The following is a 15,401-nucleotide window of genomic DNA, read 5'->3' as shown; positions in this document are numbered from 1 at the left end:
ATTTCACTCGCCTGGGGGAATATTCTATTCCATCATGGACGCTTATTATGAATTAAAAATTCCAGAGGGACAAAAATGAATCTTGGTACCTTAGTGTCTGAAACCCGTAACCCGCAAACGATGGATCTGGATGCGTTGCCTACTCCTGAATTAGTTAAGCGTTTTAATGAACAGGATACGCTGGTAGCGGAAGCGGTAAAAGCCACTCTGCCTGACGTTGCGCGTGCGGTGGATGCCGCTGCGGCGGCGCTGAAGTCTGGCGGACGTATCATCTATATGGGCGCGGGCACCAGTGGTCGGCTTGGCGTACTGGATGCCTCAGAATGCCCCCCGACGTTTGGCGTTCCGCACGGTCTGGTCGTCGGGCTGATTGCCGGTGGGCCGGGCGCGTTGCTGAAGGCGGTCGAAGGCGCGGAAGACAGCCAACAGGCAGGCGAAGACGATCTTGTCGCACTAAATCTGCAAGAACAGGATCTGGTCGTGGGGCTCGCGGCGTCGGGTCGTACACCCTATGTGATTGGCGGCCTGCGCTATGCGCGACAGTCCGGTTGTACCACTGTTGCCGTCTCCTGTAATCCAGATTCGCCTATTGCGCGGGAGGCTAATATCGCCATTTCGCCCGTTGTCGGGCCGGAAGCGCTTACCGGCTCCACGCGGCTGAAATCCGGCACCGCACAGAAAATGGTGCTCAATATGATTTCTACCGGCGCGATGGTGAAGTTCGGTAAGGTCTATCAGAACCTGATGGTGGATATGAAAGCCACCAACGTCAAACTGGTCGATCGCGCGTGTCGGATGGTCGTTGAAGCGACCGGGATAGGTCGTGAAGAGGCGGAAACGTTGCTGAAACAGACCGATTTTGAGGTTAAGCCCGCCATTTTGATGGCGCTTACGGGGCTGGATGCTGCAGCCGCCAGGGAAAAACTCGCCGCTCATCAGGGCTTTTTAAGGGCGGCGTTAGAACACTAAAGAGGTGTGTATGGATAAGACGGCAGCGCTCGCCAGCGACATTTTACGTGGTATCGGCGGAGAGCAAAATATTCTGCGCCTGGAAAACTGTATGACGCGAGTCAGAGTGGAGGTACAGGACGACAGCCAACTGGATATTCCGCGCTTAAAAGCGTTGCCTGGCGTCAGTGGATACGTAAAGCAAGGGGAGCAACATCAGCTGATCGTTGGGCCGGGGAAGGCTGCGCAGGTGGTTGATGCGATGCGCGTGCAGATTGCCGCAGGTGGTGTAAAGCCGGACGATGCTATGGCGCGTACCAAATCCGAGGCGAAAGCGAAGTATAAAGCGCCGATGAGCGATGCGTTGCGTAAGCTGGCGAATGTTTTTATACCGCTTATCCCCGCCTTTATCGCATCCGGCTTGATTACCGGCATTATCAACATTCTTAAACGTCCGGATATCGTCGGCGATGTTGCCGTCCACTATCCTAACCTGCTGGGCCTGATGGGGATATTTGGCAGCGCGGTGTTCGCTATCATGAACATTCTGGTTGGCGTCAATACCGCGAAAGTCTTTGGCGGATCGCAGGCGTTAGGCGGCGTGATGGCGGGGATCCTTTCCAGCCCGCAACTGGCGCAGATTACGCTCTTTGGCGAGGCGCTTCAGCCGGGACGGGGCGGCGTCATCGCCGTCCTGCTGGTGGTAGCGTTAATGTGCTGGATTGAGCGCCAGTTCCGTAAGCTGCTGCCGGGGTCGCTGGAGTTAATTCTTAACCCTTTATTGACGACTGTTATCACCGGCGCGGTAGCGATTGTCGCTCTGCAACCGCTTGGCGGCTGGATTTCAGACGCTATTGCTCACGGCGCGTCCTGGGCTATCGATCGCGGCGGTTTTCTGGTGGGCGCGGTGTTAGCCGGAACCTTCCTGCCGTTGGTACTGACCGGGCTGCATCAGGGGCTGGTGCCTATTCATGTGGAGCTGGTGCAAGCGCACGGCTATAACGCGCTGTTTCCCATCCTGGCGATGGCGGGGGTTGGTCAGATAGGCGCGGCCATTGCCGTACTGATGAAAACCCGCAATGCGCGGCTCAAAAAGGTGATTAAAGGCGCGCTTCCGGTCGGACTGCTGGGGATTGGCGAGCCGCTGATTTTTGGCGTCACGCTGCCATTGGGTAAGCCATTTATTGGCGCTTGCCTCGGCGGCGCGGTAGGCGGGGCGTTGATCAGCTACTGGAAAGTGGCGACGGTAATTACCTTTGGTATTTCCGGTTTGCCGCTGGCATTAACAATTGTTGCCGGAAAAGTCCTGTTCTATCTGTTAGGCTATTTAATAGCGGTAATTGCCGGGTTTATTTTTACCTGGCTGCTGGGGTTCAATGATCCAGAGGAGTAAGGTTTGGTCAGCCACGAGCGTCGTGTCGTCTTTTTTGATTTGGATGGAACGTTACATCAACAGGATATGTTCGGCAGTTTTCTGCGTTATTTGCTGCGCCGTCAGCCGCTAAATGCGCTGCTCGTACTGCCGTTGTTGCCCATTATCGGTATCGGTTTACTGGTAAAAGGGCGTGCGGCCCGCTGGCCGATGAGTCTGTTGTTGTGGGGCTGTACTTTTGGCCATAGCGAAACGCGTTTGCAGGCGCATCAGGCGGATTTTGTCCGTTGGTTTCGCGCTAACGTCACGGCGTTTCCGGTTGTACAGGAGCGTCTGACCACCTATCTATTGAGCTCTGACGCGGATATCTGGCTTATTACCGGTTCTCCGCAATCATTGGTAGAGCAAGTCTATTTTGATACGCCGTGGCTGCCGCGCGTTAACCTCATCGCCAGCCAGATGGCGCGACGGTATGGCGGCTGGGTATTAACCGTGCGCTGTCTGGGCCATGAAAAAGTCGCGCAACTGGAACGTAAAATCGGTACGCCGCTGCGTCTTTATAGCGGCTACAGCGACAGCAAACAGGATAACCCGCTGCTTTATTTTTGCCAGCATCGCTGGCGGGTGACGCCGCACGGCGAGTTGCAGCAGCTCGAATAGTGAAACGCATAGCGTCTGTGTATAATGCCGCCCGCTTTCATTACCGGAGTTACCTCTTTGTCTGATGTCGAATTAGATCACGAATACTGGATGCGCCACGCGCTGACGCTGGCGAAACGCGCCTGGGACGAACGCGAGGTTCCGGTTGGCGCGGTATTGGTGCATAACCATCGCGTCATTGGCGAAGGCTGGAACCGACCCATTGGCCGCCACGATCCTACTGCGCATGCTGAAATAATGGCGCTGCGTCAGGGCGGTCTGGTATTGCAGAATTACCGGTTACTGGATACCACGCTGTATGTCACGCTGGAACCCTGTGTGATGTGCGCAGGCGCTATGGTGCATAGCCGCATTGGACGCGTTGTCTTTGGCGCGCGCGATGCAAAAACCGGCGCGGCCGGATCGCTAATTGACGTGCTGCACCATCCGGGAATGAATCACCGGGTCGAGATTATTGAAGGGGTGCTGCGCGATGAATGTGCGACGCTGCTCAGTGATTTTTTCCGTATGCGTCGTCAGGAAATTAAAGCCCTGAAGAAAGCCGACCGTGCGGAAGGCGCGGGGCCGGCAGTATAGCGCAATGCCGGATAAGACGTTGCGCGTCGCCATCCGATAAGACCATCGCGCTATTTTTCTTCTTTCTTCTGCGGCGTAAACAGTAAAGACGGCGAATGCGTCAGGTAGCCTGATGACTGCGATAAAAACGACAGGAAGGGGAAGGGTGCTTTATTCAGCTCCTCCGGCGACACCGCCGGGTAATCCTGCGCCAGTTTCATAGCTTCCGCTTCCTGCTTTTCTTTTTCCTGCAAATACCCCACCAAACTTATCTGGTATTTACGGATATTTTCCACATAAGCATAAGCCTCATGTCCACGCGCGTAACCGTAGGTTAGCTTACTGTAATACGGTTTTTGGCTTAACAGAGGCAAACGCTGCTTCACATCGGTCCAGCTATCCGGATTGCCTTTGGTTTTTACCGTCAGCGATCTGGCGTCGAGCATGTGCGCATAACCCATATTGTAGGCGGCTAAAGCAAACCAGATACGCTCGTCTTCCGGAACGGTTTCGGGAACTTTAGCCATCATATCTTCAAGATAGCGAGCGCCGCCGCTGATGCTTTGCTCCGCATCGGTACGGTCGGTCAGCCCCAGACTTTGGGCGGTATTTTTAGTCAGCATCATCAGGCCGCGCACGCCGGTTGGCGAGGTCGCCAGCGGGTCCCAGTGTGATTCCTGATAAGAAATCGCCGCCAGCAGGCGCCAGTCTATCTCTTTGGCATATTTTTTAAATAACGGTTCCAGCTCCGGCAGGACGTTATCCACCGCTCGCAGGAAAGAGCGGGTATCAACGTAGTCGAAATCATCGCCATGTCCCAGATATTTCTCTTCGATCCGCGCCAGAGAACCGTCTTCATTGATCGAATTGAAAAAATCGAGCAGCGCGGCGGAGAGCGTATTATCGTCGTCCAGTCGGCTAAACCAGGTCACGGGCTGTTCATCCGTGACATCCAGCGCCACGGCCAGTTCGGGATGAACGCGCTGAAACAGACTGATCGCCACTGAATCGGCAATGGTGTAATCCAGCTTGCCGCTGATGACCTCTTCCAGCAGCGTCGTCGAGCCTTTTTTATCATCCACTTTCCAGCTCAGGTCGGGAAACTTTGTCTCTTTTAAACGCTGTAAATCATTGACCACGACGTGCCCTGGCGCAATGGTAAGCTGATTCTCGTTAACGGTCGCCAGCGAACGTGGGCGATATTGTCCGACCCGGTAAACGAGCTGTTGCGAAACCGAATAATACATGGGACCAGGCTGATAGTTTTTAACGCGCGCGCTGTCGTAGACCAGCCCTGCCGCGAGCAGGTCGGCATTGCCGTTATCCAGATCGTCAAACAACTGGCTGATATTCTGGCGCACCGTCACTTTCAGCTTCACGCCGAGATAGTTGGCGAACTGCTGCGCCAGTTCATAGTCCAGACCATATTTTTTACCGTTGATAACGGAATAGGTTAATGGCGAGTCGATCGTACTGACGCGCAGTACCCCCCGGGCTTGAATCGCGGCGATATGGTTTTCGGTTTTACCGAACCAGGGGATTGAGGGCCAAAGGGCTGCTGCCAGCAGCAGCGTCAATATGCCGATGAACAGATAATTAATCTTTAATTTTTTCAATTAGTTAATTCTCTGGATCGTGCGTTGCCTCGGGCTGAAAAAGATGTTTTGCTGCAATAGATAAGTCATTAATGAGCGGCATTTTGCGTAACAATGCGCCAGTTGGCAACTTATTCGCAACGATAGCCGCACCGTATGACAAGAAAAAGCGGTGATTTTATTTCTACGCAAACGGTTTCGTCGGCGCGTCAGATTCTTTATAATGACGGCCGTTTCCCCCCTTGCGCACACCAAAGCTTAGAAGACGAGAGACTTATGATGGAAATTCTGCGTGGTTCGCCTGCACTGTCTGCATTCCGTATCAATAAACTGCTGGCGCGCTTTCAGGCTGCCAACCTCCAGGTCCACAATATATACGCTGAGTATGTCCATTTTGCTGACCTGAACGCCCCGTTAAATGATAGCGAGCAGGCGCAGCTTACCCGTCTGCTGCAATACGGCCCGGCGCTTAGCAGCCATACGCCGGCGGGTAAACTCCTGTTGGTCACACCGCGTCCTGGTACCATCTCCCCCTGGTCTTCAAAAGCAACGGATATCGCCCACAACTGCGGCCTGCAACAGGTTGATCGTCTGGAGCGTGGCGTAGCGTACTATATCGAGGCTTCGACGTTGACGGCGGAACAGTGGCGACAAGTGGCCGCAGAGCTGCACGACCGTATGATGGAGACGGTGTTCTCTTCTTTAACCGATGCGGAAAAACTGTTTATCCACCATCAGCCTGCGCCGGTTTCCAGTGTCGATCTGCTGGGAGAAGGCCGTCAGGCGTTAATTGACGCCAACCTGCGTCTTGGTCTGGCGCTGGCGGAAGATGAAATCGACTATTTGCAGGAGGCGTTTACCAAACTGGGACGCAACCCGAACGATATCGAATTGTACATGTTCGCCCAGGCGAACTCCGAGCACTGCCGCCACAAGATTTTTAATGCCGACTGGATTATCGACGGTAAACCGCAGCCGAAGTCGCTGTTTAAAATGATTAAAAACACCTTCGAAACCACGCCGGACTATGTGCTCTCTGCCTATAAAGACAATGCCGCGGTGATGGAAGGATCTGCGGTGGGGCGCTACTTCGCCGATCACAATACTGGCCGTTACGATTTTCATCAGGAGCCCGCGCACATTCTGATGAAGGTCGAAACGCATAACCACCCAACCGCTATCTCTCCGTGGCCGGGGGCGGCGACCGGTTCCGGCGGCGAAATTCGTGATGAAGGCGCCACCGGGCGTGGCGCGAAACCAAAAGCCGGGCTGGTGGGCTTCTCCGTTTCCAACCTGCGTATTCCGGGCTTTGAACAGCCGTGGGAAGAGGATTTTGGCAAGCCGGAACGTATTGTCACTGCGCTGGATATCATGACCGAAGGTCCGCTGGGCGGCGCGGCGTTTAACAACGAATTTGGTCGCCCGGCGCTGACCGGTTACTTCCGTACTTATGAAGAGAAAGTGAACAGCCACAACGGCGAAGAGCTGCGCGGCTACCATAAGCCGATCATGCTGGCGGGCGGGATCGGTAATATCCGCGCCGATCACGTGCAGAAAGGCGAGATCGTCGTCGGCGCGAAGCTGATCGTCCTTGGCGGCCCGGCGATGAATATCGGCCTCGGCGGCGGCGCGGCATCGTCAATGGCTTCCGGCCAGTCTGATGCGGATCTCGATTTTGCCTCTGTTCAGCGCGATAACCCGGAAATGGAACGCCGCTGCCAGGAAGTGATCGACCGCTGCTGGCAGTTGGGCGACGCTAACCCAATCTTGTTTATCCATGATGTGGGCGCGGGCGGTCTCTCCAACGCCATGCCGGAGCTGGTGAGCGACGGCGGGCGCGGCGGGAAATTCGAACTGCGCGACATTCTTAGCGACGAGCCGGGCATGAGCCCGCTGGAAATCTGGTGTAACGAATCCCAGGAGCGCTATGTGCTGGCGGTCGCGGCTGACCAGTTGCCGCTGTTCGACGAACTGTGTAAGCGCGAACGCGCGCCGTATGCGGTCATTGGCGACGCTACCGAAGAACAGCATCTCTCGTTGCATGATAACCATTTCGACAATCAGCCGATCGACCTGCCGCTGGATGTCCTGCTGGGCAAAACGCCGAAAATGACCCGCGATGTGCAAACATTGAAGGCGAAAGGCGATGCGCTGAACCGCGCGGATATCACTATTGCCGACGCGGTAAATCGTGTTCTGCATCTGCCGACCGTGGCGGAAAAAACCTTCCTTGTCACTATTGGCGACCGTACCGTCACCGGTATGGTGGCGCGTGACCAGATGGTTGGCCCGTGGCAGGTCCCGGTGGCTGACTGCGCGGTCACTACCGCCAGCCTCGACAGCTACTACGGCGAAGCGATGTCGATTGGCGAGCGCGCGCCGGTGGCGCTGCTGGACTTTGCCGCCTCCGCCCGTCTGGCCGTCGGTGAAGCGTTGACTAACATTGCCGCGACGCAGATTGGCGATATCAAGCGCATCAAGCTTTCCGCTAACTGGATGGCGGCAGCCGGTCATCCTGGCGAAGATGCCGGTTTGTATGACGCAGTTAAAGCGGTGGGAGAGGAACTCTGTCCGCAGCTTGGCCTGACGATTCCGGTGGGCAAAGATTCGATGTCGATGAAAACCCGCTGGCAGGAAGGCAACGAACAGCGCGAAATGACCTCGCCGCTGTCGCTGGTGATTTCCGCGTTTGCCCGCGTGGAAGACGTGCGTCACACCCTTACGCCGCAGCTGTCAACGGAAGATAACGCCTTGCTGCTGATCGATCTTGGCAAGGGCCACAACGCGCTGGGCGCAACGGCGTTGGCGCAGGTCTATCGTCAGCTTGGCGACAAACCCGCGGACGTGCGTGACGTCGCGCAACTGAAAGGCTTCTATGACGCCATGCAGGCGCTGGTCGCTGCGCGTAAATTACTGGCCTGGCACGACCGTTCCGACGGCGGTCTGCTGGTGACGCTGGCCGAGATGGCCTTTGCCGGCCACTGCGGCGTGCAGGTCGATATCGCCGCGCTGGGCGATGACCATCTGGCCGCACTGTTCAACGAGGAGCTGGGCGGCGTGATTCAGGTACGCGCTGAAGACAGAGACGCGGTCGAAACGCTGTTGGCGCAGTACGGTCTTGCTGACTGCGTCCACTACCTTGGTCAGGCCCTGGCTGGCGATCGCTTTGTGATTACCGCTAATGACCAGACGGTATTCAGCGAAAGCCGCACTACGCTGCGTGTCTGGTGGGCGGAAACGACCTGGCAGATGCAGCGTCTGCGCGACAATCCGCAATGTGCCGACCAGGAACACGAGGCGAAAGCGAATGATGCCGATCCGGGCCTCAACGTGAAGCTGTCGTTTGATATTAATGAAGATATCGCCGCGCCGTACATTGCGACAGGCGCACGACCGAAAGTCGCTGTACTGCGCGAGCAGGGGGTGAACTCTCACGTGGAGATGGCGGCGGCGTTCCATCGTGCGGGCTTTGACGCGATTGACGTCCATATGAGCGACCTGCTGGGCGGTCGTATCGGTCTGGGCAACTTCCATGCGCTGGTGGCTTGCGGCGGCTTTTCCTACGGCGACGTGCTGGGGGCGGGTGAAGGCTGGGCGAAATCCATTCTGTTTAACCATCGGGTGCGCGACGAATTCGAAACCTTCTTCCATCGTCCGCAGACGCTGGCGCTTGGGGTGTGCAACGGTTGCCAGATGATGTCGAATCTGCGCGAGCTGATCCCGGGCAGCGAACTGTGGCCGCGTTTTGTACGTAACCATTCTGACCGCTTCGAAGCCCGCTTCAGCCTGGTAGAAGTGACGCAAAGCCCATCGCTGCTGCTGCAAGGAATGGTAGGCTCACAGATGCCGATTGCGGTTTCCCATGGGGAAGGGCGCGTTGAGGTGCGTGACGATGCGCATCTTGCCGCGCTTGAGAGCAAAGGCCTGGTCGCTCTGCGCTACGTTGATAACTTTGGTAAGGTGACCGAAACCTATCCGGCTAACCCGAACGGTTCGCCGAACGGCATCACGGCGGTGACGACCGAAAACGGTCGGGTGACGATTATGATGCCGCATCCGGAACGCGTATTCCGCACCGTCGCCAACTCCTGGCACCCGGAAAACTGGGGCGAGGATAGCCCGTGGATGCGTATCTTCCGTAATGCGCGTAAGCAGCTTGGTTAATTAGCCCGATAGCCATTAAGCCCCTCTTCACGAGGGGCTTTTTTGTAGACGGCGCTTATCAGGCCCACGGGGAAGCGCGGTTGAAGCTACCGTCTTGAACGTCAAGCGGTAGGTCGGATAAGGCGTTTACGCCGCCATCCGGCAATAAACTAGTGCTTATGCCGCAAGATTAAAGTGTCGGGAAATCCCGACATGAGTGGGGGATAGGTTGTCGCCAAAAAGAGACATTTAACTATTTGATTTTAAATTGTTTTATTTTTAGGTGTTGCAGGTGTTGCTGATTGGCGACAGAAAGGGCAAAAAACAGACAGAGCCATTTTTAGCATGAATAACGATATTTTTCATATTTATCATTGTGTTAACAAAGTCTTTTGAATGTTGGCACAATTACTGCATAATGATAACCAGTGGCTCATTCACCTTCTTATGTCAGCCCCTTAGGGACGCGCTACATAAACTTCGAATGACGCACAACAAGGTGCCTGCCGTCCAACTTCTGATAATAGCGTAGCTTTATCAACCTCCGGGCGAAACGTCGAGTTAGGCACCGCCTTATTCCATAACAAAGCCGGGTTTAGCCCGGCTTTGTTGTATCTGGCGCTTCCCTCGGTTAGCATCTTTTTTATTCTTCTTTTATGTGAGCGACACGTTGAAGCGCTGGTCTGTTTTCCCCCGTTCTTTACGACAATTGGTCATGCTGGCCTTTTTGCTGATCCTGCTGCCGTTGCTGGTTCTGGCCTGGCAGGCGTGGCAAAGCCTTAACGCGTTAAGCGATCAGGCTGCGGTGACTAACCGCAGCACGCTTATTGACGCCCGGCGCAGCGAGGCGATGACCAACGTCGCGCTGGAGATGGAGCGAAGCTACCGACAGTATTGCGTGCTTGACGATCCGACGCTGGCAAAAGTGTATCAAAGCCAGCGTAAGCGCTATAGCGATATGCTGGACGCCCATGCCGGCGTCTTGCCGGATGATAAGTTGTATCAGGCGTTACGCCAGGATTTAAACGCGCTGGCGCAATTGCAGTGTAAAGATAGCGGCCCGGAAGCGGCAGCGGCCGCGCGTCTGGAGGCCTTTGCCAACGCGAATACGGAAATGGTGCAGGCGACGCGTACTGTGGTTTACTCGCGCGGGCAGCAGTTACAACAAGAAATCGCCGAGCGCGGACAATTTTTCGGCTGGCAGGCGCTGGTGCTATTTCTGGTGAGTCTGGCGATGGTGCTACTTTTTACCCGCATGATTATCGGGCCGGTGAAAGGAATTGAACGGATGATTAATCGCCTGGGCGAAGGCCGTTCTTTGGGGAATACCGTCACCTTTACCGGTCCGCGTGAATTACGATCGGTGGGGCAGCGCATTATCTGGCTGAGTGAGCGTCTGGCGTGGCTGGAATCCCAGCGCCATCAGTTTCTACGTCACCTGTCCCATGAGCTGAAAACCCCGCTGGCCAGTATGCGCGAGGGGACAGAGCTGCTGGCCGATCAGGTGGTTGGGCCGCTGACGCCGGAGCAAAAAGAGGTGGTCGATATTCTGGATGACAGCAGTCGTAATTTACAAAAATTGATTGAGCAATTGCTTGATTACAACCGGAAACTGGTAGACAGTGCCACAGAGCTGGAAGCGGTCGATATCGCGCCGCTTGTGGATATGGTGGTTTCCGCCCACAGTTTGCCTGCCCGCGCTAAAATGATGCATACCGATGTCGACCTGAAGGCCGAACGCTGCATAGCAGAGCCCATGTTGTTGATGAGCGTGCTGGATAATCTCTATTCCAACGCGGTGCACTATGGCGCTGAATCCGGTAACATTTGTATCCGTAGTCGCTCTCAGGGCTCCACGGTTTATATCGATGTGGTTAATAGCGGCGAGCCGATTCCGCAAACCGAAAGAGAAATGATTTTTGAGCCTTTTTTCCAGGGAAGCCACCAGCGAAAAGGGGCGGTAAAAGGCAGTGGGTTAGGGCTGAGTATCGCCAGAGATTGTATTCGTCGAATGCAGGGAGAGATCCAACTGGTGGATGACAAAGCGCAGGAAGTCTGTTTTCGCATCTCGCTGCCGCTGCCTGCATCTGACAAACACTAATATGAGTTTAAGCCTGGTGCGTATGTCACACGTTTTCGTCCAAACTATTAAACGATGCCTTTTGCGGTGGGGAATACCGGTGGGCATATCGTGTCTGGCGCTGACCGCATGTGTTCCCCATGCTTCACAGCAACTGCCCGGTAGCGCAGCGCAGGACACGCTCCCCCATTATCAACTGGCGGATTATCTCCCGACGGCGTGCGCGGATATCTGGTCGCTACGCGGGCAGGCGGTGGAGACGAATCCGCTGTACTGGCTACGCACGATTGACTGCGCCGATCGTCTGATGCCGGTTCAGTCGCGCGCAGAGGCGCGCGCGTTGACGGATGATAACTGGCAAAATGCCTTCAGGCGCGGGATCTTACTGGCGGATGCAAAAATTACGCCGCCGGAGCGGCGCGCCATAGTGACCCGTCTGGAGGCGTTAAGCGCGCAAATACCGGCTCAGGTACGGCCCGTCTACCAAATCTGGCATGACGGTCAGGCGCTGCAATTAGCACTTTCTGCCGAACGTCAGCGTTATAGCAAACTCCAGCAAACGTCAGATAGTGAGCTGGATGCGCTGCGCCAGCAGCAACAGGCCTTGCAAACGCAGCTCGATCTTACCACCCGTAAGCTGGAGAGTTTAACCGATATTGAGCGCCAGCTTTCGACACGAAAACCGGCAGGGAATTACAACGCCGATACGCCGCATACGAATGGCAAACCCGCGACGTCTGAAGATGGCGCGGCGCCGTCGCCGTCACAAGATGAGGTAACGCCATGATAAGCCGTAAACCGGCGCACCTGTTGCTGGTCGATGACGATCCCGGATTACTGAAATTGCTCGGTATGCGCCTGACCAGTGAAGGATACAGCGTCGTGACCGCAGAGAGCGGCCAGGAAGGACTACGGGTACTGCATCGGGAAAAAGTGGACCTGGTAATAAGCGACCTGCGCATGGATGAAATGGATGGTATGCAACTGTTCACAGAAATTCAGAAAGTACAGCCGGGAATGCCGGTTATCATTCTGACGGCGCATGGTTCCATTCCGGATGCGGTGGCCGCTACCCAGAAAGGCGTATTCAGCTTTTTGACGAAGCCGATCGACAGAGACGCGTTATATAAAGCGATAGATGAAGCGCTGGAACAGTCCGCTCCCGCGACGGACGATAGCTGGCGCAACGCTATCGTTACCCGTAGCCCGCTGATGCTGCGACTGCTTGAACAGGCGCGCATGGTCGCGCAGTCGGATGTCAGCGTATTGATTAACGGACAAAGCGGCACCGGAAAAGAGATTTTCGCACAGGCGATTCATAATGCCAGCCCGCGCAGTAACAAGCCGTTTGTCGCCATCAACTGCGGCGCGTTACCGGAACAGTTGCTGGAGTCCGAATTATTCGGCCATGCGCGCGGCGCCTTTACCGGCGCAGTGAGCAATCGTGAAGGGTTGTTCCAGGCGGCGGAAGGCGGCACGCTGTTTCTGGATGAAATTGGCGATATGCCCGCGCCGTTACAGGTGAAGCTGCTGCGGGTGTTACAGGAGCGCAAAGTCAGGCCGCTGGGCAGCAATCGCGATATTGATATCGACGTGCGAATTATTTCCGCGACGCACCGCGATCTGCCGAAGGCGATGGCGCGGGGCGAATTTCGTGAAGATTTGTACTACCGGCTGAATGTCGTGAGCCTGAAAATTCCGGCGCTGGCGGAGCGTACCGAGGATATTCCGCTGCTGGCTAATCATCTGCTCAGACAGTCGGCACAGCGGCATAAACCGTTTGTTCGCGCCTTTTCTACTGATGCAATGAAACGGCTGATGACGGCAAGCTGGCCGGGCAACGTGCGCCAACTGGTCAACGTCATTGAACAATGCGTGGCGTTAACCTCTTCGCCGGTGATCAGCGATGCGTTGATCGAACAGGCGCTGGAAGGCGAAAACACCGCGCTGCCAACTTTTGCCGAAGCGCGAAACCAATTTGAACTGAACTATCTGCGCAAGTTACTGCAAATTACCAAAGGTAACGTGACGCACGCGGCAAGGATGGCGGGGCGCAACCGCACGGAATTCTATAAGCTACTCTCCCGTCACGAACTGGATGCGAATGATTTCAAAGAGTAGTTTTCATGCCGTAAAGTAGTGCGAAATATGTTACGTTTAACCGATCAAAACACAGGCGACCTTTTCAAGGAATAGCATGAAAAAGATTGATGCGATTATTAAACCCTTCAAGCTGGACGATGTCCGTGAAGCGCTGGCCGAGGTAGGTATTACCGGCATGACGGTCACCGAAGTCAAAGGCTTTGGCCGTCAAAAAGGCCACACCGAGCTGTATCGCGGCGCGGAATATATGGTGGATTTTCTGCCGAAGGTAAAAATTGAAATCGTTGTGCCTGACGACATCGTGGATACCTGTGTTGACACCATCATTCGTACCGCGCAGACGGGGAAAATCGGCGACGGTAAGATCTTTGTCTTTGATGTCGCCCGCGTTATTCGTATCCGTACTGGCGAAGAAGACGACGCGGCTATCTGATGTGCCGATTCGCTGCCCGTCTCCTCCTTGTGGGCAGCGAACCACCGTTTAATCGCCCTGCGGTAGCGCCGATGTAGTCCGGGTGCAAACCCATCTCAGGCCGACAATGGCGACGATCAGCGCCACGCAACTTAGCGTCCACTCGCCCATTTGCGAGAAAAAGTGTCCGTAGGCGGCTACCGCCGTATCACTAATTTGCGATTCCGTGGTTTGTTGCGCGACGACGCCAGCCAGCCAGTTAGCGACCGCGCCGGTCGCCAGCATATAAATACCGGTTAGTACGCCCGTGACGCCAGGCAGGTTGAGGCGGGTAATTTGCGCCATCGCGACCGGATCAATAAACAGCTCTGCAAAGCCCATCAGCGCCAGCCCTGCGATCATCATTCCCATTGATGCCTGCCCGTCTAACCGGGCCTGATGCGCGTTTAGCGCCAACAGCATAAAACCGCCGCCCATTAATACCAGCCCCACGGCAAATTTAAGCCAGACGCGCAGCACCGAGCGGGCGCTCTCTTTCGGGCTGCTCAGCCACGCCAGCACCACGCCCGCCGACATCACCGCAATCGCATTGACCGACTGGAACAATGCGGTGGGGACGGTCATATTCAGCCAGTGGCGGTTGACAAAACGGTCGATGAATAAACTGATCGAACTTCCGCCCTGCTGCGCCAGAACCCAAAAGAGAGTGCCGGTGATCATTAACAGAACGATTTGCCACAAGGCGCGACGGTGTTCGGGATATTTAACCATAATACGGGCGATAAGTTGCGCCGCGAAGACGCAGACAATGGCCAGCACATAGCCAGACCAGTTATTTTCCAGCAGGAGGGTGAAGAATACCGGCGCGATACACAGCATTAATACCAGCCAACCCCAGGTTGGAAGGGCGAATTTGACCGCCCGCAGCGCGGGGCGATTAACACCGCGCGTCTGCTGAAAGTGGCGATGACCGCTTAAAAAGATGAGCAGGCCGATGAACATTCCGACGCCCGCCAGCGCAAAGCCGACATGCCAGCCATACCACTGCGCCGCCAGACCACAGGCGATCGGCGCGGCTATCGATCCAATATTCCCGGCGGCGTAGAGCAGCGAGAATCCCCCGTCGCGGCGGTTGTCATCAGGGGCGTAAAGTTCGCCCAGCAGACAGCTAATATTGGATTTAAACAAGCCGTAGCCGCAGATAATAATGGCCAGCGCCGCATATAAACTCAACGTTGAATCAGATTCTAAGCCCAATACCACATGACCCAGCGTCATCAACAGGGCGCCGGTGATAACCGCCACGCGGTTGCCAAGCAGGCGGTCGGCAAGCCAGCCGCCAAGAATAGGGGTAACGTAAACTAAAGAGGCGTAGGCGCTGAAGAGGTTGATCGCGTGGCTGTCATTAAAACCAAGCTGGTGGGTAAGATAAAGGATGAGTAAGGCACGCATGCCGTAAAAGCTGAAGTATTCCCAAATTTGAATCGCCACGATGTAAAAAATCGCGCGCGGTTGTGAGGGTGTTTTCATAAA

At 55.5% G+C, this 15,401-nt stretch carries 12 protein-coding genes; 9 read left to right on the top strand and 3 right to left on the bottom strand.

Going from position 1 to position 15,401, the window contains the following annotated elements:
* Positions 1-75: 75 nt before the first annotated feature.
* The 4 genes from murQ to tadA are packed head-to-tail and all read left to right on the top strand — an operon-like array spanning position 76 to position 3,556.
* Positions 76-969, top strand: a complete 894-nt coding sequence (gene murQ / locus ACLJPQ_RS15100) for an N-acetylmuramic acid 6-phosphate etherase (RefSeq protein WP_001048531.1) — start codon at positions 76-78, stop codon at positions 967-969.
* Positions 970-979: 10 nt separating this feature from the next.
* Positions 980-2,341: a PTS transporter subunit EIIC gene (locus tag ACLJPQ_RS15095; protein WP_000361660.1), complete on the top strand. Its 1,362-nt coding sequence runs from the start codon at positions 980-982 to the stop codon at positions 2,339-2,341.
* 3 nt (positions 2,342-2,344) lie between these two features.
* On the top strand, positions 2,345-2,980 hold the full coding sequence (gene yfhb, locus ACLJPQ_RS15090) for a phosphatidylglycerophosphatase C (protein WP_000253558.1): 636 nt from the start codon (positions 2,345-2,347) through the stop codon (positions 2,978-2,980).
* A gap of 24 nt (positions 2,981-3,004) precedes the next feature.
* Positions 3,005-3,556: a tRNA adenosine(34) deaminase TadA gene (gene tadA, locus ACLJPQ_RS15085; protein WP_001134566.1), complete on the top strand. Its 552-nt coding sequence runs from the start codon at positions 3,005-3,007 to the stop codon at positions 3,554-3,556.
* A 50-nt stretch (positions 3,557-3,606) separates the two neighbouring features.
* Here tadA and mltF read toward each other — a convergent pair whose 3' ends face one another.
* Positions 3,607-5,151, bottom strand: coding sequence for a membrane-bound lytic murein transglycosylase MltF (mltF, locus tag ACLJPQ_RS15080; RefSeq protein ID WP_000734248.1), 1,545 nt, complete (start codon positions 5,149-5,151; stop codon positions 3,607-3,609).
* Complete coding sequence (locus ACLJPQ_RS15075; protein ID WP_001747289.1) at positions 5,152-5,385, bottom strand: hypothetical protein; 234 nt, start codon at positions 5,383-5,385, stop codon at positions 5,152-5,154.
* A gap of 21 nt (positions 5,386-5,406) precedes the next feature.
* On the opposite strand from ACLJPQ_RS15075, the gene purL reads away from it, so the two are divergent.
* From purL to glnB, 5 genes are all read left to right on the top strand, one after another.
* Complete coding sequence (purL, locus tag ACLJPQ_RS15070) at positions 5,407-9,294, top strand: phosphoribosylformylglycinamidine synthase (protein ID WP_039590989.1); 3,888 nt, start codon at positions 5,407-5,409, stop codon at positions 9,292-9,294.
* Positions 9,295-9,943: 649 nt separating this feature from the next.
* On the top strand, positions 9,944-11,374 hold the full coding sequence (qseE, locus tag ACLJPQ_RS15065) for a two component system sensor histidine kinase QseE/GlrK (protein ID WP_023136414.1): 1,431 nt from the start codon (positions 9,944-9,946) through the stop codon (positions 11,372-11,374).
* Between the two features lies 1 nt (position 11,375).
* A complete protein-coding gene (gene qseG, locus ACLJPQ_RS15060) occupies positions 11,376-12,140 on the top strand; it encodes a two-component system QseEF-associated lipoprotein QseG (RefSeq protein ID WP_080184808.1) in 765 nt (254 codons plus the stop codon).
* Positions 12,140-13,474 carry a two-component system response regulator GlrR gene (glrR, locus tag ACLJPQ_RS15055; RefSeq protein WP_312038676.1) on the top strand — a complete coding sequence of 445 codons (1,335 nt, stop codon included), beginning with the start codon at positions 12,140-12,142 and terminating at the stop codon, positions 13,472-13,474. Before qseG ends, glrR begins: the two co-directional genes overlap by 1 nt.
* 76 nt (positions 13,475-13,550) lie before the next feature.
* On the top strand, positions 13,551-13,889 hold the full coding sequence (gene glnB / locus ACLJPQ_RS15050; RefSeq protein WP_000717694.1) for a nitrogen regulatory protein P-II: 339 nt from the start codon (positions 13,551-13,553) through the stop codon (positions 13,887-13,889).
* Between the two features lie 48 nt (positions 13,890-13,937).
* Here the strand turns inward: glnB and dtpD are convergent, their stop codons facing one another.
* Complete coding sequence (dtpD, locus tag ACLJPQ_RS15045; protein WP_080184809.1) at positions 13,938-15,398, bottom strand: dipeptide permease DtpD; 1,461 nt, start codon at positions 15,396-15,398, stop codon at positions 13,938-13,940.
* Positions 15,399-15,401: the final 3 nt, after the last annotated feature.

Source organism: Salmonella sp. SAL04213 (assembly GCF_046550535.1).
In the GTDB taxonomy this organism is placed as follows: domain Bacteria; phylum Pseudomonadota; class Gammaproteobacteria; order Enterobacterales; family Enterobacteriaceae; genus Salmonella; species Salmonella enterica.
The sequence above is the reverse complement of the archived record's forward strand: the minus strand, read 5'-3'. Positions and strand labels throughout refer to the sequence as shown.